This window comes from Vibrio sp. Vb1127, from assembly GCF_033338735.1.
Lineage (GTDB): Bacteria > Pseudomonadota > Gammaproteobacteria > Enterobacterales > Vibrionaceae > Vibrio > Vibrio alginolyticus.
The window spans coordinates 1-16,993 of the sequence record NZ_JAWOTF010000003.1; the positions used below are offsets into that span (position 1 = coordinate 1).

Below are 16,993 nucleotides of genomic sequence, written 5' to 3' on the forward strand. Positions count from 1 at the left end.
TGGTGCCGACTACCGGAATCGAACTGGTGACCTACTGATTACAAGTCAGTTGCTCTACCTACTGAGCTAAGTCGGCACACTTTATTCTTTTGTCCGTGTTATAACATTTCGTTAAGACACCAACAAATCAAATTGTGGTGCCCGGAGGCGGAATCGAACCACCGACACGAGGATTTTCAATCCTCTGCTCTACCGACTGAGCTATCCGGGCAACGGAGCGCTATTAAACGGATTTTCCCGCGTTGCGTCAACCACTTTTTTTAAATAATTTCAAAAAAGTGGTTGTTCGAACGCTTTTTATTCAACTATCACTACAAAGTTTGCTTCGAGTTAAATTCCTTTTTGAAATTTGTAACTTTTTCTAGGTAGCGACGCGCTTCTGCGTTCGGGTGTTTCTTGGTTAACGCCCAATAAACTTGGTTGGGTTGCAATGAATTAAGATCTTGCATTGCGCGTTTGCGATCACTGCGATGAAATGTGTTTAAAACTCCTCCAGTACCGCCATTGTAAGCTGAAATCATGCTGTACTCGAGAGAGGTAGGGTGGCGGACTTCTCTTAAATAACGATTTTTTAAGATATAGAAATACGCAGTACCAGTATCTATGTTGTTTTCTGGATTAAACAAATATTCAGGGCTTGGTTGGCCTGAGCGCTTTTTCACGAGTTTGAACACATCTCGTCCCGCGGTTTTAGGTACAACTTGCATTAGGCCATATGCATTTGCCCAACTTACCGCGTATGGGTTGAAACTGCTCTCGGTTTTAATAATGGCGTATATCAAGTCTTCTGGAATGTCGTATTTCTTGGAAGCTCGACGCACGATATCAGCGTATTGGTAGCTGCGTGTTGAAAAGTGGTCTTCAACCATGGGAATTTCGACATAATACGCTTTCTTGAAATCTACATTTTTGGTTTTTATTTTATTTGCGATGAGGTATTCCGCAAATCGGTTTGCCCGCCAAGACCATTGAATTGGCTTATTGTCTTGGTCGACAACTTGTTTATACAGGAATGGTTGCCCCTCTAACGTGATACCTTTAGAGGAGAACAAGTCGACGTGCGCGGGATCGTCTGGTGTTAACAAGGTGGTGACAATCGCGTCTTTTAGGTGTTTTTGGGGCTCGGTCGGTGATACAGTCTCTATCGTGATCACGCCTTTGCGAAAGTCGACCTCGGCGCGGCTAAGGTAGTTATCGATGTACTTAACGTAATTACTCTTGCCAGCGTACTTGATTTCTTTTTTACCCCAGCGCTTTTGAATATTGCCTGAAAAGCTATTGATTAAGGCATCTAGCGCCGCAGTATCTTTTTCAAATTGTCCTGGTAGCTCAGCTAAGTTATTGGCAAAACGGTTTGTTGGCTCGTAGTTGACGTCATAAATCTTTTCGACGAATTCACGGCTACAGCCTGCCATTAAAAGTGCGGCAGCAATAAAGACAATTTTTTTCATAAGTATCAGAGTTATTGAAGGTAATAGAAAAATGACACCACAAATGGTTGTGATGTCATTGTTTAACTCAAGCGACTTTATTCGCTCGGAGGTGTGTAACCTTCGATATGAACGTCTTTTCCTTCAAAGAGGAAATTTACCATTTCTGTTTCGATCAGTTTGCGGTGTTCTGGATCCATCATGTTGAGTTTCTTCTCGTTGATCAACATGGTTTGTTTGTGTTGCCACTGAGCCCACGCTTCTTTCGAGATGTTGTCGAAAATGCGTTTACCTAGTTCACCAGGGTAAAGTTGAAAGTCTAGACCTTCGCCTTCTTTCTTTAGTCGAGCACAAAATACAGTGCGGCTCATAATGACTCCTTGTATTCAATTAACGAAGTTCGTGGGGTAGCGTTTCCAGCAATAGTTTTACTGGCGCGGCTAAACCGACTTCTTCAGGTTTAGATAAGTTATACCAAAGACCTTTGTTGCCTTCCATTATCACGTCCGGTTGCTTTGATAAATCAATCAAAATTGGCGTGATATCTAGGTGGTAATGGCTGAATGTATGACGAAAGGTAATCAGTGTTTGCTTCTGTTTGATATTGCTGGCTTGAATGCCGCGTTGATCCAGTAGCAATTCAATGTCGCTTTCTGCATCCACATGTTCGGTTTGTGGGAAGCAGAATAAGCCACCCCAAATGCCTGTTTGTGGTCTTTGCTCCAACCACACCTCATGACCATTTTCGGTGTTGTGGTGAAGCATCACGAAACGAGTTTGCTTGATTGGTTTATCTTTCTTCGGTTTTTTGCCCGGGTAGTCGAGCACATTACCTTGTTGTTTTGCCACACACAGGTCAGCAACAGGGCAGAGGCTACATTTGGGTTTGCTGCGAGTGCAGACCATTGCGCCCATGTCCATCATTGCCTGGTTATACTTATCTACATCCGTTTGTGGGGTATGCGTTTCGGCAATTTCCCACAGCTGGTTTTCAACCTTTTTTTGTCCTGGCCATCCTGCAACTGCGAAACAGCGGGATAGGGTGCGCTTCACGTTACCATCAAGAATCGCGTGTGGTTGTTTATACACAGACGATAAAATGGCGGCAGCAGTAGAGCGACCAATCCCCGGTAGGGCGTTCATTTTCTCTATATCAAGAGGAAACTCACCATTGTATGTAGAGGCGACCTCTTGTGCTGCTTTGTGAAGGTTACGGGCTCGGGCGTAATACCCTAAGCCAGTCCAAAGGTGTAGGACTTCATCTTGCTCAGCATTGGCAAGATCGATTACGGTTGGAAAGCGCTCCAAGAAACGTTGGTAATACGGAATAACCGTAGTGACCTGAGTTTGCTGAAGCATAATTTCAGACAACCAGACACTGTATGCGGTCTTATTTTGTTGCCACGGAAGATCTTTTCTTCCATATGCGTCATACCATTCTAGGATGGCACTGGCGAAAGGTGTCACGACTTGCTCTGTATTCTATTATTGGTTAGGTGCAAAATTGCACCACATAATGGGCAAGAAGTACAACGGATAAACAGTAGGGATATAAAGAGGTGTTTCGTTGCTTTTGGGTTGCCATAGACCAAGAGCTCAACAAATACTTGCACCTAAGTAAATTCTTTGGATAATCCCCGCTTTGATTAATCAATGTGCAGGCAAAATCAATGAGTGAAGTAACCACTAACGAATACAACGAAGACGGAAAGCTGATCCGCAAAATCCGCAGCTTTGTACGCCGTGAAGGGCGTTTGACTAAAGGTCAAGAGAGCGCGATGAATGAATGCTGGCCTACGATGGGTATTGACTTCAAAGCTGAACTTCTCGATTGGAAAGAGGTGTTTGGCAACGATAACCCAGTAGTGCTTGAGATCGGTTTTGGTATGGGTGCTTCATTGGTTGAAATGGCAAAGAACGCGCCAGAGAAAAACTTCATCGGTATCGAAGTTCATAGCCCAGGCGTTGGTGCTTGTCTTGCCGATGCTCGCGAAGCGGGAATTACTAACCTGCGTGTAATGTGTCACGATGCGGTAGAAGTATTCGAACACATGATCCCAAATGGCAGCTTATCGACACTGCAATTGTTCTTCCCAGACCCTTGGCATAAGAAGCGTCACCACAAGCGTCGTATTGTTCAATTAGGTTTTGCGGAAATGGTGCGTGAGAAGCTTATCCCTAATGAAGGTATTTTCCACATGGCGACCGACTGGGAAAACTACGCAGAGCACATGATTGAAGTGATGAACCAAGCGCCAGGTTTCGAAAACATTGCTAAAGATGGTGATTTCGTTCCTCGTCCAGACGATCGCCCGCTAACGAAGTTTGAAGCTCGTGGTCACCGTCTTGGTCACGGTGTTTGGGATATCAAATATAAGCGTATTGCGTAACCAGAGGAGTTCATGGGATGTACCATTACGCGATATTAGCGAATCCGGGTCATAACCGAATTTACTTTGATAGCGCAATGACCATTGCCTGTTCTGAGCTAAAAGCAATTTTAGCTTCACAAGGCGTGGATGTGACAGAAATTGGTAGTAAAGACGTTGGCTTACCTGCTGCGTTGGTGTTTTCTTGTCAGGAAGCGCTAACCGATGAGCAGGCGCGAAGAATCGCAGCCTCTTCGATTTACTATGCGCTATTTGAAGTGCGCGAAGATGGTTTACTTCGACCAGTTCAAGCGCCCGTATTTAACACTTTCCCGGAAAGTATGAGCCAGATTTTGCGCTACACCGGGAAAACAAACGAACAGTTTACCCGTTTGATGGTGAATATCGGCATTAGTGCGTCCAATACGGGAAGTGAACAACTGACCTTAATGGATCCAATGTGTGGTAAAGGTACAACCTTATTTGAAGGCTTGATCCACGGTTTGAACGTGGTAGGGGTTGAGATCAACGCCAAGTGGGTGCAAGAGATCCAGACCTTTATTGTTAAGTTCATGAAGAATGGCCGCTTTAAGCACAAAGTGAGCAAAGAAAAGCGCACTGCGGGTGGCAAGAAAGTGGCGGATGGTTTCGTGGTTGAAACTGCAGCAAATAAAGAAGATTACAACCAAGGCAATCTTCAGTTTATGAAGCTGTATTCGGCTGATACTCGTATCGCTGATCAAGTCGTGAAAAAGAACTCAGTTGATGTGATGGTGTCTGACTTGCCTTACGGCGTGCAGCACGGCAGCAAAAATGCCAAGGACAGCAAACTGAACCGTAGTCCACTAGAGCTTTTAAAAGAGGCTCTGCCTGCATGGAAAGTGGTATTGAAAAAGCAAGGTTCAGTGGTGTTGTCTTTCAATGAATTCACATTGAAATGGAAAGATGTCGCGGCATTATTTGAAGAGCAAGGTTGGAAGGTACTTTCAGAAGAGCCTTACATCGGTTATCTTCACCGTGTTGATCAATCTATCAACCGCAATATTATTGTGGCAGTAAAACCATAATCGACTTGAGTCGAACGAACCCTATGGAAAAGCCAACGACACGTTGGCTTTTTTTACCTCTGAGCTCAACGAGTTCTCTTGTAAATAGAAGGTAGAGAATGAAACCGACAGTGGAAATTTTGACAGATATTTTGGCGGAAGTACGCCCTTTAATCGGCCAAGGTAAAGTGGCTGATTACATTCCTGCTCTGGCAAAAGTACCCAGCAACAAGTTAGGTATTGCGGTATACACCAACGAAGGTGAGGTTATTAAGGCGGGTGATGCCGATGAACCTTTCTCTATCCAATCTATTTCAAAAGCATTGAGCTTGACGTTAGCGATGTGCTTGTACAAGCAAGAAGAAATTTGGTCTCGAGTGGGAAAAGAGCCTTCGGGGCAGGCATTTAATTCGCTAATCCAGCTAGAAATGGAGCAAGGTATTCCTCGTAATCCATTTATAAATGCTGGAGCGATAGTAGTGGCGGATTTGTTACAAACTCGCTTATCTGCGCCTCGTCAGCGCCTGTTGGAGTTTGTGCGTCAGCTTTCTGGTGATACCCATATTGTGTATGACAAAGTCGTTGCGGCATCCGAAATGATGCATGGTGATCGTAATGCGGCGATTGCATATCTCATGCGTTCGTTTGGCAACTTCGAAAATGAAGTGATTCCAGTACTACAAAACTACTTCCACGCTTGTGCGCTGAAGATGAGTTGCGTCGATTTGGCTAAAACGTTTAGCTATTTAGCAAACAAGGGCACATCGGTACAAACGGGTAAGCCTGTAGTTTCTCCTGTGCAAACCAAACAACTTAATGCACTGTTAGCAACGTGTGGCTTGTATGATGGCGCGGGCGAGTTTGCTTATCGCGTTGGAATGCCTGGTAAGTCTGGTGTTGGTGGTGGCATTATCGCGGTAGTACCTGGTGAAATGACCATTTCAGTATGGTCTCCAGAGCTTGATCCTTCAGGTAACTCGCTTGCTGGTACTAAGGCGCTTGAGCTGCTCTCAGAGCGAATTGGCCGTTCAATTTTCTAAGGTTGGAAATGTGTCAACCTTATTTAGGGTGGTACTGTTTCTAAATAAAAAGCCTCTCAATTGAGAGGCTTTTTTGTTTTGGGGTTGCGTTACTCTTCGCTTTCTTCGGCCATAAAGGCTTCGAGCAAATCATTAAGGAAGAGCTTCCCTTTTTCAGTAATTTGCCAGTGGGTAGGCGTTTCACTCAGGTAGCCCATTTCTATCGCCCAGTTGATGGTTTCTTGAATCGTACTGAGCGGTAAGCCCGTGGTGTCCACGTAATCTTGCTTCGGACAGGCTTCAATTAAGCGGAATCGGTTCATAAAGAACTCGAATGGACGATCTTCATCCGCGACGACATGTTCCGTATGCAGATAAGGTTTGACCATATTTTGATAAGCCGCTAAATAGCCTCGCGGGTGTTTTACCTTTGTCGTTCGAATAATACGTCCGTCGGTAAAACTGAGTTTGCCATGAGAGCCACAACCGATACCAAGGTAATCACCAAAGCGCCAGTAGTTGAGGTTGTGCTGACACTGATAGCCCGGCTTACTGTAACCGGAGATTTCATATTGCACATAACCCGCGGCTGCAAGTTTTTGGTGTCCGAGCTCGAAAATATCCCACAAGTCATCATCGTCAGGTAGCGTTGGTGGCTTGTAGTAGAACATGGTGTTTGGTTCGATGGTCAGCTGATACCAAGACAAGTGCGGCGGTGCCAACTCAATCGCTTTGTCCAAATCTGCCAAGGCTTGTTCGATGCTTTGATCAGGTAAGCCGTGCATGAGATCGAGGTTAAAGCTGTTCAAACCGATTTGGTGCGCCAGCTGAGCAGCGTTGACGGCTTCGTCTTGGCCGTGAATACGCCCCAAACGCTCAAGCTTTTGTTGCTCAAAGCTTTGCACGCCGATAGAGATACGCGTTACCCCGGCTTTACGGTAGCCAACAAAACGCTCTGCTTCGATGGTGCCTGGGTTCGCTTCCATGGTTATTTCGATTTCAGGCTTGAACGGAATACGCGCTTCAATGCCCTTAAGTAGACGCTCGATGCCTTCTGCCGAAATCAAACTCGGCGTACCACCACCAATGAAGATTGAATACAGTGGACGTGGCGCTTCGTTAAGTCGGTATTTCTCAATGTCGGTATCCAAATCTTCTAAAAGGGCACTGATGTACTCTTCTTCTGGAATCTCGGTTTTGAGCGCGTGAGAGTTAAAGTCGCAATACGGGCACTTTTGCACACACCAAGGGATGTGTACATACAAGCTGAGTGCTGGGGGCGTTAACATGGTCTAATTCGCTCGTGATTACTGAGACACTTGCTCAGACAGTTGAGCAAACAACGACTTGAGCGCTTTACCGCGGTGAGACAGTTGTTTCTTACGTGCAGGTTCAAGTTCGGCTGACGCACAGTTGTCTTCAGGAACAAAGAAGATTGGGTCGTAGCCAAAGCCATTTTCACCGTGTGCTTCAGTTAGAATTCGGCCTTCCCATTTACCGTGACAGACGATAGGCGTTGGGTCGTTCTCGTGACGCATGAGGACTAATACACAGTGGAAACGTGCTGTACGCTCTGCTTCTGGTACGCCTTCCATTGCCGCTAGCAATTTTTCTAGATTCTCTTGATCAGATGCGCTCTCGCCTGCGTAACGTGCAGAGTAAATGCCCGGAGCGCCTTTTAAGAAATCGACTTCTAATCCAGAGTCGTCTGCAATGGCAGGAAGCCCTGTTTCTTGTGCGGCATGGCGAGCTTTAATGATTGCGTTTTCAATGAAAGTTGTACCCGTTTCAGGCACTTCCGATACATTGAATTCACTTTGCGCTAATACTTCAAAGCCGAAGTCAGACAACAAATCTGCCATTTCACGAACTTTGCCTTGGTTACCAGTTGCTAGCACAATTTTTTTCATGGGAATCTCTTTTAATAGTGATAGAGGAGAACAAATCGTTCTCCTCTAGATATTCTTTAACTAATAAGTGGTTTTTAGCCTGCTTAGATCCAAAAGCTTTTGGAACATCACAACCCAATTACTCTTCAACATAAAACTTCTGGGTGAATTTAAGCTTACCTGAGCCTTTGTTTCCAGCTTTTACGTCAATATCGAAAGTAAAAGTTTCTTCGTGGGTAATTGGTAGTTCGGCTAAATAGTATATCGCATTGCCTTCTTTGACTTCACGAAAGGTCAAGGTCTGAGTTTGGCCGATAAGGTTCTTCGCGCGTCCAGCAATTTTTGCTTCTAATGCTGGCTTACCCAATGAAGCTCTATCTAACACGCTAATATTAACCACAGCGAGGTATCCATTACGTTTGATATCGTAGCTACGTGCGACTTTGGGTGTTAGGAATGTTGAGTTAAACGCGACATAGTGTACTTCGATATCTTTCATATTTTTAAACTGATCGGCGAAGCTTGGTAACGACAACAGGCTAATCAGTAATGCGGTAATCCATTTGCTCATTGTTACTTCCTCAAAGCACTTGTTATAAAACAACCATAGCTGCAATTTTACCTTGGTCAGGGGGTAAAAAATGCGTACTCAGTCGTTGGTATTAGTAAGTGTGGTACAAAATCGTAAATAAAAAGCCATCATATGATGGCTTTAATTTCTGTCGGTATCTGGGTAGGCGATTCTATCCGAATTTGTTTGTGCCGTCCTAATTCACCTTTTTCTATGTGAACCAAGCCCTTAGCGATTTTAAACTGCTTGGCTAAGAACTTAGTTAGGTGTGCATTAGCTTTGCCATCGACAGGTGGAGCAGTAATGGCGATTTTTAGCTCTTCACCATGCAAGCCAACGATTTTATCGCGGCTAGCTTTAGGTTGAATATAGAGCTTCAGGATGATGTCCTCACCATCTTGCCAAACTGCAGCTGACATTATAGCTGGAACCAAATTGGACCAATGATATCGCCCATTAAGAAGTTCGCGAACTGCAAGCCGATAAATAACACCAGTACGCTTAAATCAAGACCACCAATAGCCGGAAGAATACGACGGATTGGAGCGCACATTGGCTCGGTCAGTTGATGGAATACGTACTCGATAGGGCTGCGGCCTTGGCTTACCCAGCTCAAAATTGCACGGATCAATAGTACCCAGAACAATAGGCCACCTGCGGCTTTGATTAATGATAATAAGCCCAAGAATAAGAAGTCAGCGCTGAAAGAGACGGAACCGTTCGAAGCTATTAGGATAAGCACGACAAATTTAAGCACACACAACACGTAGGCAAACAACACGGTTGCTAGGTCAATATTCCCCACGGAAGGGATAACGCGGCGCAATGGACCAATGACCGGCTGAGTCGCTTTTACTATGAATTGCGAGAATGGGTTGTAGAAGTCTGCGCGCGCAGCTTGCAACCAAATTCGCAAAATTACGACCATGATGTACAGGTCAAATAGGGTTGAGATGAGAAAACTCATTGAATTCATAAGGTACCCTTAACAAGTGATGGATGATACTAAACGGAGTTCATCCAAATAATTAAAACAGTTTTTCCATTTCTTCCGCGCGAGCCACAGCAGCTTGCATGGCTTTAGCGACAATATCTGAAAGTTGATGTTCGTTGAATGTACGCAGTGCTTCTGCCGTTGTCCCACCTTTCGATGTCACGTTCTCACGCAGGGTCGATAGCTCAGTTTCTGGGTTGCTAACCACCATACTGGCCGCGCCCAATGCAGCTTGTTGAACCAATAGTCGAGCAGTCTCTTTATCAAAGCCTTGCGCAATCGCTTCTGCTTGCATCGCTTCCATAAACAGGAAGAAGTATGCTGGAGCACTGCCCGCTGCGGCAATCACATTATTGATGCCAGACTCTTGCTCAACCCAACATACTTTACCGACCGCTTCCATTAACTCTGCGGCAAAAGCTTTGTCGTGCTCGGTTACATGAGTTGGTGCGAATAACCCACTCATACCCAACCCAAGTTGTGATGGCGTATTTGGCATAACACGAACCAAGTTCAATTTGGTGGCTAGCATATCATCCAATCGTGAACAGTTGATGCCTGCGGCAATAGAAATCACCAGTTTATTAGTGAAATCGATCGATTGCAGTGGTTTACAGACATCAGCCATCATTTGCGGTTTTACAGACAATACCACCACATCCGCCTCGGTCGCAGCTTGGATGTTATCGCTGGTGGTACGGATGCCAAAATCTTGTTCTAGCAGAAGGCGGCGAGCCTCTGAAGGAGCTGTCGCGGTAATGTTTTGCGCTGGGTATCCGTTAGCAACCAAGCCTGAAACAATGGCTCTCACCATGTTGCCAGCACCAATGAAGGCGATTTTTTTATGTTCCATTTGTCTGATTTCCATCATGATATTTAGAATTTGTTGTGCGCCCAGGTGTATAATGGCGCCGCTGTTACTTACTGCTCCTATTGGCGAGTAAGATGATTGCGCATTTACGCTCTAACGATTGACGACATAACTTATGTCGCGAGTGAGCGTTTTGTTGATTTAGCTGTAGTCTCGTGCGCCGAAAATAGCGGTTCCAATACGAACCATTGTACTACCAGCTTCGATTGCAGCGGTCATATCACCACTCATTCCCATTGATAATGTATCGATTTCTGGGAACTGTGCTTCGAGTGTTTGCTTCAACGTAGCCAACTTCTGAAATTCACGGAGTTGTGATTCGTAGTCAGACACGTTGGCAGGAATCGACATCAACCCTCTTAAAGTGAGGTTGGGTAGGCGAGAAATCAACTCCGCCAGCTCGAATACTTCCGCTTCAGTGACACCAGACTTAGATGCCTCACCACTGGTGTTAACCTGAATCAGAACTTGTAGCGGTTTAAGTTCGCTTGGCCGCTGATCATTCAGGCGTTGAGCAATCTTGGTTCGATCGATGGTGTGAACCCAATCGAAATGTTCAGCAACAAGTCGCGATTTATTGGATTGAATCGGACCAATGAAGTGCCATTCGATTCGATTATCTGGATAATGCTCGGCAAAGTGCTGAACTTTACTGACGCCCTCTTGAACGTAGTTTTCACCAAAGGCGGTTTGTCCCGCTTGGTAGGCTTCGAGAATTGCCTCGACAGGTTTAGTTTTGCTTACCGCTAGAAGTTGCACTGACTCTGGAGTTCGACCACATTTTTGCTCGTCATATCGAATTTGAGAGGTGATATGTTCAATATTTTGTTGAATACTACTCATAGCTGTACTTTAGACTTAAGGATTTTAAATGGATATCACTGAGTTACTGGATTTTAGTGTAAAACATAATGCCTCGGATCTACATCTTTCTGCAGGTGTCCCACCAATGGTTCGTATTGATGGGGATGTGAGAAAACTAGGCATTCCAGCGTTTACACACCAAGAAGTGCATCGTTTGGTTTTCGAAATCATGAACGATGCCCAACGCAGTGAGTTCGAAGAAAAACTCGAAGTCGATTTCTCTTTTGAGTTGCATAACGTTGGCCGTTTCCGTGTCAACGCTTTCAACCAATCTCGCGGTTGTGCGGCAGTATTCCGTACCATTCCAAGTAGCATTCCAACTCTGGAAGAGCTAGAAGCGCCAGAGATCTTCAAAAAAATTGCGAACGCTGAAAAAGGCTTAGTTCTGGTCACTGGCCCAACAGGTTCAGGTAAATCGACGACCTTAGCAGCCATTGTTGACTACATTAACTGTAATCACAACAAGCACGTACTCACAATTGAAGATCCGATTGAATTTGTTCACAACAACAATAAATGTTTGATCAACCAGCGTGAAGTTCACCGTGACACCCATAGTTTCCAAAATGCTTTGCGTAGTGCATTGCGCGAAGACCCAGACGTTATTCTGGTTGGTGAGATGCGTGACAAAGAAACCATCAGCCTTGCCTTAACGGCGGCAGAAACGGGTCACTTAGTTTTCGGGACGTTGCACACCAGCTCGGCGGCAAAAACCATTGACCGTATTATCGATGTGTTTCCTGGTAGTGATAAAGATATGGTTCGCTCGATGCTATCTGAGTCTCTTCGTTCGGTTATCGCGCAAAAGCTTCTGAAGCGTAATGGTGGTGGACGTATTGCATGCCATGAAATTATGATGGCAACGCCTGCGATTCGTAACTTGATCCGCGAAGACAAAGTCGCGCAGATGTATTCGATCATTCAAACAGGTGCGGCTCACGGCATGCAAACCATGGAGCAAAATGCTCGTCAGTTAATGGCGCAAGGCATGGTTGCTCGTGAAGAGGTCGATAGTAAGATCGGATTAGAAGTGCAGCAATTCTCGTAACGTTCATACAGATAATGGTGAATACGGAAGATGGATCTAGATAAATTTCTCGAAGGCATGCTGGCGCTGAAAGCGTCGGATCTTTACATCACGGTTGGAGCGCCAATTCTATTTCGTGTGGATGGCGAATTGCGTCCGCAAGGGGAAAAACTTACCGAGAGCGATGTGGCTGCATTACTCGACAGCGCTATGGAACCAGATCGGCGTCAGGAATTTCGTAAAAGTCGCGAGTCGAATTTTGCCATTGTGAGAGATTGTGGTCGCTTCCGTGTGAGTGCCTTTTTTCAACGCGAGTTACCAGGCGCAGTGATTCGTCGTATTGAAACTAATATTCCTACTTTTGAGCAGTTAAAGTTACCGTTAGTGTTGCAAGATTTGGCGATAGCTAAGCGTGGTTTGGTGCTGGTGGTCGGTGCTACTGGTTCGGGTAAATCGACCACTATGGCGGCGATGACAGGTTATCGAAACAGCAATAAAACCGGGCACATTTTGACGGTCGAAGATCCGATCGAGTTCGTGCATGAACACAAGCGCTGTATCGTGACTCAACGTGAAGTTGGGTTAGATACGGAAAGCTATGAAGTTGCGCTTAAAAACTCGCTGCGCCAAGCACCAGATATGATTTTGATTGGTGAGATCCGTAGCCGTGAAACAATGGAATACGCGATGACCTTCGCCGAAACGGGTCACCTGTGTATGGCAACGTTGCACGCCAATAATGCCAACCAAGCTTTAGAGCGCATTCTTCACTTGGTACCGAAAGATCAAAAAGAACAATTCTTGTTCGATTTGTCGATGAACCTAAAAGGCGTGGTTGGTCAGCAGTTGATCCGAGATAAAAATGGGCAGGGACGTCATGGTGTATTTGAGATCTTGCTAAATAGCCCACGTGTGTCGGATTTGATTCGTCGCGGAGATTTACATGAGTTGAAGTCAACCATGGCTCGCTCAAATGAGTTTGGTATGCTGACGTTCGATCAATCTCTCTATAAGTTAGTGATGCAAGGTAAGATCAGCGAAGAGGATGCACTACATAGTGCCGACTCGGCAAATGATCTGCGCTTGATGTTGAAAACGCAGCGTGGTGAAGCATTCTCTACGGGCAGTTTGGCGAACGTTAAGATCGATATGGATTAATCCAATCCAGAAACAAAAAAGGTTGGCAGGAGCCAACCTTTTTTCATTGTGCTTGAAGTGTTTACTCACCCCAAAGGGCTTCAAACCAGCTTTCTAGAATCACCACTGCCGACTGGCAGTCAACATTACCTTTCGATAGGGCTTTGTAGCCGCCCATGCTGAACAACTCCGCACGAGCTTCTGCAGTAGATAAACGCTCATCATGCAGTTCAACAGGCAACCCGTATCGGCCTTGCAGACGCTTAGCAAATTTTCGTGCACGAGGGGTTATGGTCTCAAGGTCTTTACCATGCAGATCGGTCGGTAAACCGACCACTAGCAAATCTGGTTGCCACTCTTTGATTTGCTTTTCGATATCGTCCCAGTTTGGAATACCGTCATTGGCTTTAAAGGCTTTTAATGGGGAAGCTGTACCAGTAATTTCTTGGCCAATAGCGCTACCAATGCTTTTGGTTCCAAAGTCAAAAGCCATAATTGTGCGTGACATAAGGTGTCTCTATCTAATGTAACTGTATATTTGGACTAAGCATGTCCAGAGTCTGCTGAAAGGTGACTTGGGTCGATGCCCAGCTTTTCGACCGCTTTCTTCCAACGCTCGTTGATTGGTGTATTAAAGATAATTTCAGGCGTCGCTTCAATGGTGAGCCAAGAGTTTTCGACCAGCTCACTTTCTAATTGGCCTGCACTCCAACCGGAGTAGCCAAGTGCCACTAGGTAATCACTTGGTTCTGCTTCTGTTCCTAACACCGAAAGAATATCTCGCGAAGTGGTTACCGCGAGGTCGTCGGTCATTTGGACGCTGGACTCGTAGTAATCTTTGGGTTTATGCAAAATAAAACCACGATCTTCCGAGATTGGGCCGCCATTGTAGACTGGTCTATCTAGACTGGCTTCAAATAGGCGCGGGTGTACTGGCTGAACTTCCACCTGCTTGAGCATGTTGCCGACGGTGATATCAACAGGAGCATTGATCATCAGCCCCATAGCGCCGTCTTCGTTGTGCTCACAAACGTAGATCACGCTGTTTTGAAAGTACGGATCTTTCATCCCAGGCATGGCAACCAAAAAGTGATTTTTGAGATTCATACTCATATTGACCCTTAACTCTCGTAAATGCCCTTAAGCAAACATCATACAGTTTACCATCTAGGTATGTGCATGAGTTTGCTTAAGTTAATGTACTACGCTCTCTATTAACTGTAATACAGTTTGAGTTATTCGCCTTTTACTCGACGCTCAATCGCATTCATCAGCTTGCCTGTGATTGAGATATCAAAAGCCGCTTCAATTTCGCGAATACAGGTTGGGCTGGTGACGTTGATTTCTGTTAGCTTGTCGCCAATTACGTCAAGGCCAACAAAGATAAGGCCTTTTTCTTTCAGTGTCGGAGCAACGGTTTGCGCAATTTTGAGGTCGGTTTCGCTTAGCGGACGAGCTTCACCAGTACCACCAGCGGCTAGGTTGCCGCGCGTTTCGCCTTTAGCAGGAATGCGTGCTAGACAGTAAGGCATAGGTTCGCCATCTACCACTAAGATACGTTTGTCACCGTTGCTGATGTCTGGCACGAAGGTTTGCGCCATTGCGTAGTTTTGACCGTGGTTAGTCAATGTCTCGATGATCACAGAGACGTTTGGATCGTTTTCTTTCACACGGAAGATGGACGCGCCACCCATACCATCAAGCGGTTTCAGGATGACATCACCATGTTTTTCACGAAATTCTTTAATTTTTTCTGCTTTTCGCGTCACGATCGTTGTAGGTGTCAGCTCTGGGAACCATGCTGTAAACAGCTTTTCGTTACAATCACGTAAGCTTTGAGGCTTGTTAACGATCAGTGCACCTTGTTCTTCTGCACGCTCAAGGATGTACGTCGCGTAGATGTATTCAGTATCAAACGGAGGATCTTTACGCATTAGCACCGCGTCTAGCTCAGACAGTTCGATAGTTTGCTCTGATTTGAACTCGTACCAACCGTTTGGATCTTCTTTTAGTTCCACCACTTTAGTATCTGCAATGGCAACGCCTTGATCGAGATGCAGATCATTCATTTCCATGTAGTGGATTTCATAGCCGCGTCGTTGCGCTTCAAGCATCATGGCAAAGCTAGAGTCTTTTTTGATGTTAATGGACGAGATTGGGTCCATTACGATACCGAGTTTGATCATTATTTTTCTCCGTTTAACCAAGATCGCCGAAACGAACTTGTAAGGCTGTAATTGCTGTCAGAGCCGCTGTTTCGGTGCGCAGAACGCGAGGGCCGAGTAGCGTTTCTTCAAATTGGTATTCTCGAGTCATCTCGATTTCTTCAGACGATAAACCGCCTTCAGGACCGATCAGTAGGCGCACTTTTTCAACCGGGGTTGGCAAAGTGTTGATTGAGTATTTAGCACGAGGGTGAAGGTTAAGCTTTAAACCATCGTACTCTTCTTTACACCACTCTTCCAAGCTCATAATTGGACGAATTTCGGGCACGACATTACGCCCACATTGCTCACAGGCACTGATGGCGATTTTCTGCCATTGCGCGAGTTTTTTCTCAAAACGCTTTTGGTCAAGCTTGACACCACAACGTTCAGAAATCAGAGGAGTGATGGTATTGACGCCAAGTTCAACAGACTTTTGGATGGTGAACTCCATCTTATCGCCACGTGAAATGACTTGACCAAGGTGCAGATCTAAAGGGGATTCAATACTGCTTTCTACACGCTCGGTGATGTTAACCAAAACTGATTTCTTGCTGACTTCACTGATAACCGCTGGGAACTCTGCGCCACTGCCGTCAAAAAGGAGAACGTCTTGGCCTTCTTTCATGCGCAAAACACGACCGATATGGCCTGCTGCGTCGTCACTTAAAGCAAGTGAGCCAAGTTGATGAATAGTTTCTGGATGATAAATTCGAGGGGTACGCATGAGATTTCCAGCAAGAGAATAAACTTAAACCCTAACATGGATGCTTTGCACCGAAAAAACAAGGGGCAAGAAGCGTTTCAATATCAGTAATTGAAACGCTTCGAGGTCGGAGGTTACAGTGCGCGGCAGGCTTCTTGAACAAATGGGTTGTGATTGCCCTGTACTTTTGCAATGCGCTCGTCACGCTCACATTCCCATTTATCGGCAGGATAGGTTTTGTTCCAAGCACTCATTAATTGCGTTTGCTGCTTCGACAGTTTGAAACCGTACTCTTTGCTCATGTATAGATAGGTACGAGCAATTGAACCACGCGCACGGTCTGGTGGCATGACTTTACGCTGCTTAAAGTTCACTTGCATTTCACAGCGACCATAACTCACGCCATCCATACCGTTCCATTGGCTGAAGTTGTAGTTCGAACGGTCACCGTTTACTTCACCAATAGCAGGAGTTAGGTTGTGCAAGTCTGCTTCCATCAAACGAAAAGTTTTGTCTTTTTTCTTACAGTTTTTACGTCCGCCATCTTGCCAGCATTGACGCTGGTGGCCAAATTGCCACGCAGGAACCACATGCTCCCATTCGATTCGTGCAGCCCGTTTTTCTTGTTTACGGACTTGGTAACCGCAAGAGGCTAAATCGGGTAAGCCTTTCTTGCCTTGCCATTGAATGTTACAGCCACAGTAAAAGCTTGTTGGGTGGTCTTGATAAATTTTGACCGCCTCACGTTTGGCTGCAGAGAATGAGCTCGGTGGCGCGGCAATCGCAGTGCTAGAAAGCGCGATAAGCAACAGAGAGAATAAGTATTTCATGATAAAAGTCTTTATAAAGTATGACTTTATTCATGA

20 protein-coding genes and 2 tRNA genes are annotated in these 16,993 nt (G+C 45.4%); 5 read left to right on the forward strand and 17 right to left on the reverse strand.

Features of this window, described 5'->3' with window-relative positions; genetic code table 11:
• From R7H07_RS06115 to mutY, 5 genes are all read right to left on the reverse strand, one after another.
• Positions 1-76: transfer RNA gene (locus tag R7H07_RS06115), tRNA-Thr, on the reverse strand.
• Between the two features lie 59 nt (positions 77-135).
• Positions 136-211, reverse strand: a tRNA-Phe gene (locus R7H07_RS06120).
• 100 nt (positions 212-311) lie between these two features.
• Complete coding sequence (mltC, locus tag R7H07_RS06125; RefSeq protein ID WP_005381001.1) at positions 312-1,451, reverse strand: membrane-bound lytic murein transglycosylase MltC; 1,140 nt, start codon at positions 1,449-1,451, stop codon at positions 312-314.
• 77 nt (positions 1,452-1,528) lie between these two features.
• Complete coding sequence (locus R7H07_RS06130) at positions 1,529-1,801, reverse strand: oxidative damage protection protein (protein ID WP_005381002.1); 273 nt, start codon at positions 1,799-1,801, stop codon at positions 1,529-1,531.
• A gap of 19 nt (positions 1,802-1,820) precedes the next feature.
• Positions 1,821-2,897 carry an A/G-specific adenine glycosylase gene (gene mutY, locus R7H07_RS06135; protein WP_017635575.1) on the reverse strand — a complete coding sequence of 359 codons (1,077 nt, stop codon included), beginning with the start codon at positions 2,895-2,897 and terminating at the stop codon, positions 1,821-1,823.
• A gap of 203 nt (positions 2,898-3,100) precedes the next feature.
• On the opposite strand from mutY, the gene trmB reads away from it, so the two are divergent.
• From trmB to glsB, 3 genes are all read left to right on the forward strand, one after another.
• Positions 3,101-3,820 (forward strand): tRNA (guanosine(46)-N7)-methyltransferase TrmB, encoded by a 720-nt coding sequence (gene trmB / locus R7H07_RS06140; protein WP_005384506.1) that lies wholly within the window; start codon positions 3,101-3,103, stop codon positions 3,818-3,820.
• A 17-nt stretch (positions 3,821-3,837) separates the two neighbouring features.
• Positions 3,838-4,866, forward strand: coding sequence for a TRM11 family SAM-dependent methyltransferase (locus R7H07_RS06145; protein WP_025768826.1), 1,029 nt, complete (start codon positions 3,838-3,840; stop codon positions 4,864-4,866).
• A 98-nt stretch (positions 4,867-4,964) separates the two neighbouring features.
• Positions 4,965-5,885, forward strand: a complete 921-nt coding sequence (gene glsB / locus R7H07_RS06150) for a glutaminase B (RefSeq protein WP_005381007.1) — start codon at positions 4,965-4,967, stop codon at positions 5,883-5,885.
• An 89-nt stretch (positions 5,886-5,974) separates the two neighbouring features.
• Here glsB and hemW read toward each other — a convergent pair whose 3' ends face one another.
• From hemW to R7H07_RS06185, 7 genes are all read right to left on the reverse strand, one after another.
• Positions 5,975-7,153 carry a radical SAM family heme chaperone HemW gene (gene hemW, locus R7H07_RS06155; protein ID WP_170897430.1) on the reverse strand — a complete coding sequence of 393 codons (1,179 nt, stop codon included), beginning with the start codon at positions 7,151-7,153 and terminating at the stop codon, positions 5,975-5,977.
• Positions 7,154-7,171: 18 nt separating this feature from the next.
• Positions 7,172-7,774, reverse strand: a complete 603-nt coding sequence (locus R7H07_RS06160) for an XTP/dITP diphosphatase (protein WP_025768828.1) — start codon at positions 7,772-7,774, stop codon at positions 7,172-7,174.
• A gap of 118 nt (positions 7,775-7,892) precedes the next feature.
• Complete coding sequence (locus R7H07_RS06165) at positions 7,893-8,324, reverse strand: DUF4426 domain-containing protein (RefSeq protein ID WP_005381010.1); 432 nt, start codon at positions 8,322-8,324, stop codon at positions 7,893-7,895.
• A 128-nt stretch (positions 8,325-8,452) separates the two neighbouring features.
• A complete protein-coding gene (gene yggU / locus R7H07_RS06170; protein WP_005381011.1) occupies positions 8,453-8,743 on the reverse strand; it encodes a DUF167 family protein YggU in 291 nt (96 codons plus the stop codon).
• The gene (locus R7H07_RS06175; protein WP_005381012.1) at positions 8,743-9,300 is read right to left on the reverse strand and encodes a YggT family protein; all 558 of its coding nucleotides are present in this window, start codon (positions 9,298-9,300) and stop codon (positions 8,743-8,745) included. Before R7H07_RS06175 ends, yggU begins: the two co-directional genes overlap by 1 nt.
• A gap of 52 nt (positions 9,301-9,352) precedes the next feature.
• A complete protein-coding gene (gene proC, locus R7H07_RS06180; RefSeq protein WP_005381013.1) occupies positions 9,353-10,171 on the reverse strand; it encodes a pyrroline-5-carboxylate reductase in 819 nt (272 codons plus the stop codon).
• Positions 10,172-10,330: 159 nt separating this feature from the next.
• Positions 10,331-11,032, reverse strand: coding sequence for a YggS family pyridoxal phosphate-dependent enzyme (locus R7H07_RS06185; protein WP_005384521.1), 702 nt, complete (start codon positions 11,030-11,032; stop codon positions 10,331-10,333).
• 28 nt (positions 11,033-11,060) lie between these two features.
• Here R7H07_RS06185 and R7H07_RS06190 point away from each other — a divergent pair, with 28 nt between their 5' ends.
• Together R7H07_RS06190 and R7H07_RS06195 are read left to right on the forward strand one after the other, a co-directional pair.
• Entirely contained in the window at positions 11,061-12,101 is a 1,041-nt protein-coding gene (locus R7H07_RS06190) for a type IV pilus twitching motility protein PilT (protein WP_170897431.1), read from the forward strand.
• A 30-nt stretch (positions 12,102-12,131) separates the two neighbouring features.
• Positions 12,132-13,238 (forward strand): PilT/PilU family type 4a pilus ATPase, encoded by a 1,107-nt coding sequence (locus tag R7H07_RS06195; RefSeq protein WP_005381016.1) that lies wholly within the window; start codon positions 12,132-12,134, stop codon positions 13,236-13,238.
• 61 nt (positions 13,239-13,299) lie between these two features.
• Here the strand turns inward: R7H07_RS06195 and ruvX are convergent, their stop codons facing one another.
• The 5 genes from ruvX to endA all read right to left on the reverse strand — a co-directional run bounded on the left by ruvX (position 13,300) and on the right by endA (position 16,957).
• Entirely contained in the window at positions 13,300-13,725 is a 426-nt protein-coding gene (gene ruvX / locus R7H07_RS06200) for a Holliday junction resolvase RuvX (RefSeq protein ID WP_005381017.1), read from the reverse strand.
• Between the two features lie 35 nt (positions 13,726-13,760).
• The gene (locus tag R7H07_RS06205) at positions 13,761-14,324 is read right to left on the reverse strand and encodes a YqgE/AlgH family protein (protein WP_170897470.1); all 564 of its coding nucleotides are present in this window, start codon (positions 14,322-14,324) and stop codon (positions 13,761-13,763) included.
• A 128-nt stretch (positions 14,325-14,452) separates the two neighbouring features.
• Positions 14,453-15,403 carry a glutathione synthase gene (gene gshB / locus R7H07_RS06210; protein ID WP_170897432.1) on the reverse strand — a complete coding sequence of 317 codons (951 nt, stop codon included), beginning with the start codon at positions 15,401-15,403 and terminating at the stop codon, positions 14,453-14,455.
• Between the two features lie 13 nt (positions 15,404-15,416).
• On the reverse strand, positions 15,417-16,148 hold the full coding sequence (rsmE, locus tag R7H07_RS06215) for a 16S rRNA (uracil(1498)-N(3))-methyltransferase (RefSeq protein ID WP_017821890.1): 732 nt from the start codon (positions 16,146-16,148) through the stop codon (positions 15,417-15,419).
• 113 nt (positions 16,149-16,261) lie between these two features.
• Positions 16,262-16,957: a deoxyribonuclease I gene (gene endA, locus R7H07_RS06220; protein ID WP_170897433.1), complete on the reverse strand. Its 696-nt coding sequence runs from the start codon at positions 16,955-16,957 to the stop codon at positions 16,262-16,264.
• Positions 16,958-16,993 lie beyond the last annotated feature (36 nt).

Bases quoted from the DNA above. Each gene is read 5' to 3' on its own strand.
- R7H07_RS06190 (WP_170897431.1), top strand. From the start codon at position 11,061: ATGGATATCACTGAGTTACTGGATTTTAGTGTAAAACATAATGCCTCG.
- rsmE (WP_017821890.1), bottom strand. From the start codon at position 16,148: ATGCGTACCCCTCGAATTTATCATCCAGAAACTATTCATCAACTTGGC.
- R7H07_RS06165 (WP_005381010.1), bottom strand. From the start codon at position 8,324: ATGAGCAAATGGATTACCGCATTACTGATTAGCCTGTTGTCGTTACCA.
- R7H07_RS06175 (WP_005381012.1), bottom strand. From the start codon at position 9,300: ATGAATTCAATGAGTTTTCTCATCTCAACCCTATTTGACCTGTACATC.
- R7H07_RS06130 (WP_005381002.1), bottom strand. From the start codon at position 1,801: ATGAGCCGCACTGTATTTTGTGCTCGACTAAAGAAAGAAGGCGAAGGT.
- ruvX (WP_005381017.1), bottom strand. From the start codon at position 13,725: ATGTCACGCACAATTATGGCTTTTGACTTTGGAACCAAAAGCATTGGT.
- endA (WP_170897433.1), bottom strand. From the start codon at position 16,957: ATGAAATACTTATTCTCTCTGTTGCTTATCGCGCTTTCTAGCACTGCG.
- R7H07_RS06160 (WP_025768828.1), bottom strand. From the start codon at position 7,774: ATGAAAAAAATTGTGCTAGCAACTGGTAACCAAGGCAAAGTTCGTGAA.
- proC (WP_005381013.1), bottom strand. From the start codon at position 10,171: ATGGAACATAAAAAAATCGCCTTCATTGGTGCTGGCAACATGGTGAGA.
- trmB (WP_005384506.1), top strand. From the start codon at position 3,101: ATGAGTGAAGTAACCACTAACGAATACAACGAAGACGGAAAGCTGATC.
- R7H07_RS06195 (WP_005381016.1), top strand. From the start codon at position 12,132: ATGGATCTAGATAAATTTCTCGAAGGCATGCTGGCGCTGAAAGCGTCG.
- yggU (WP_005381011.1), bottom strand. From the start codon at position 8,743: ATGTCAGCTGCAGTTTGGCAAGATGGTGAGGACATCATCCTGAAGCTC.
- glsB (WP_005381007.1), top strand. From the start codon at position 4,965: ATGAAACCGACAGTGGAAATTTTGACAGATATTTTGGCGGAAGTACGC.
- gshB (WP_170897432.1), bottom strand. From the start codon at position 15,403: ATGATCAAACTCGGTATCGTAATGGACCCAATCTCGTCCATTAACATC.
- R7H07_RS06205 (WP_170897470.1), bottom strand. From the start codon at position 14,324: ATGAATCTCAAAAATCACTTTTTGGTTGCCATGCCTGGGATGAAAGAT.
- R7H07_RS06145 (WP_025768826.1), top strand. From the start codon at position 3,838: ATGTACCATTACGCGATATTAGCGAATCCGGGTCATAACCGAATTTAC.
- mltC (WP_005381001.1), bottom strand. From the start codon at position 1,451: ATGAAAAAAATTGTCTTTATTGCTGCCGCACTTTTAATGGCAGGCTGT.
- hemW (WP_170897430.1), bottom strand. From the start codon at position 7,153: ATGTTAACGCCCCCAGCACTCAGCTTGTATGTACACATCCCTTGGTGT.
- R7H07_RS06185 (WP_005384521.1), bottom strand. From the start codon at position 11,032: ATGAGTAGTATTCAACAAAATATTGAACATATCACCTCTCAAATTCGA.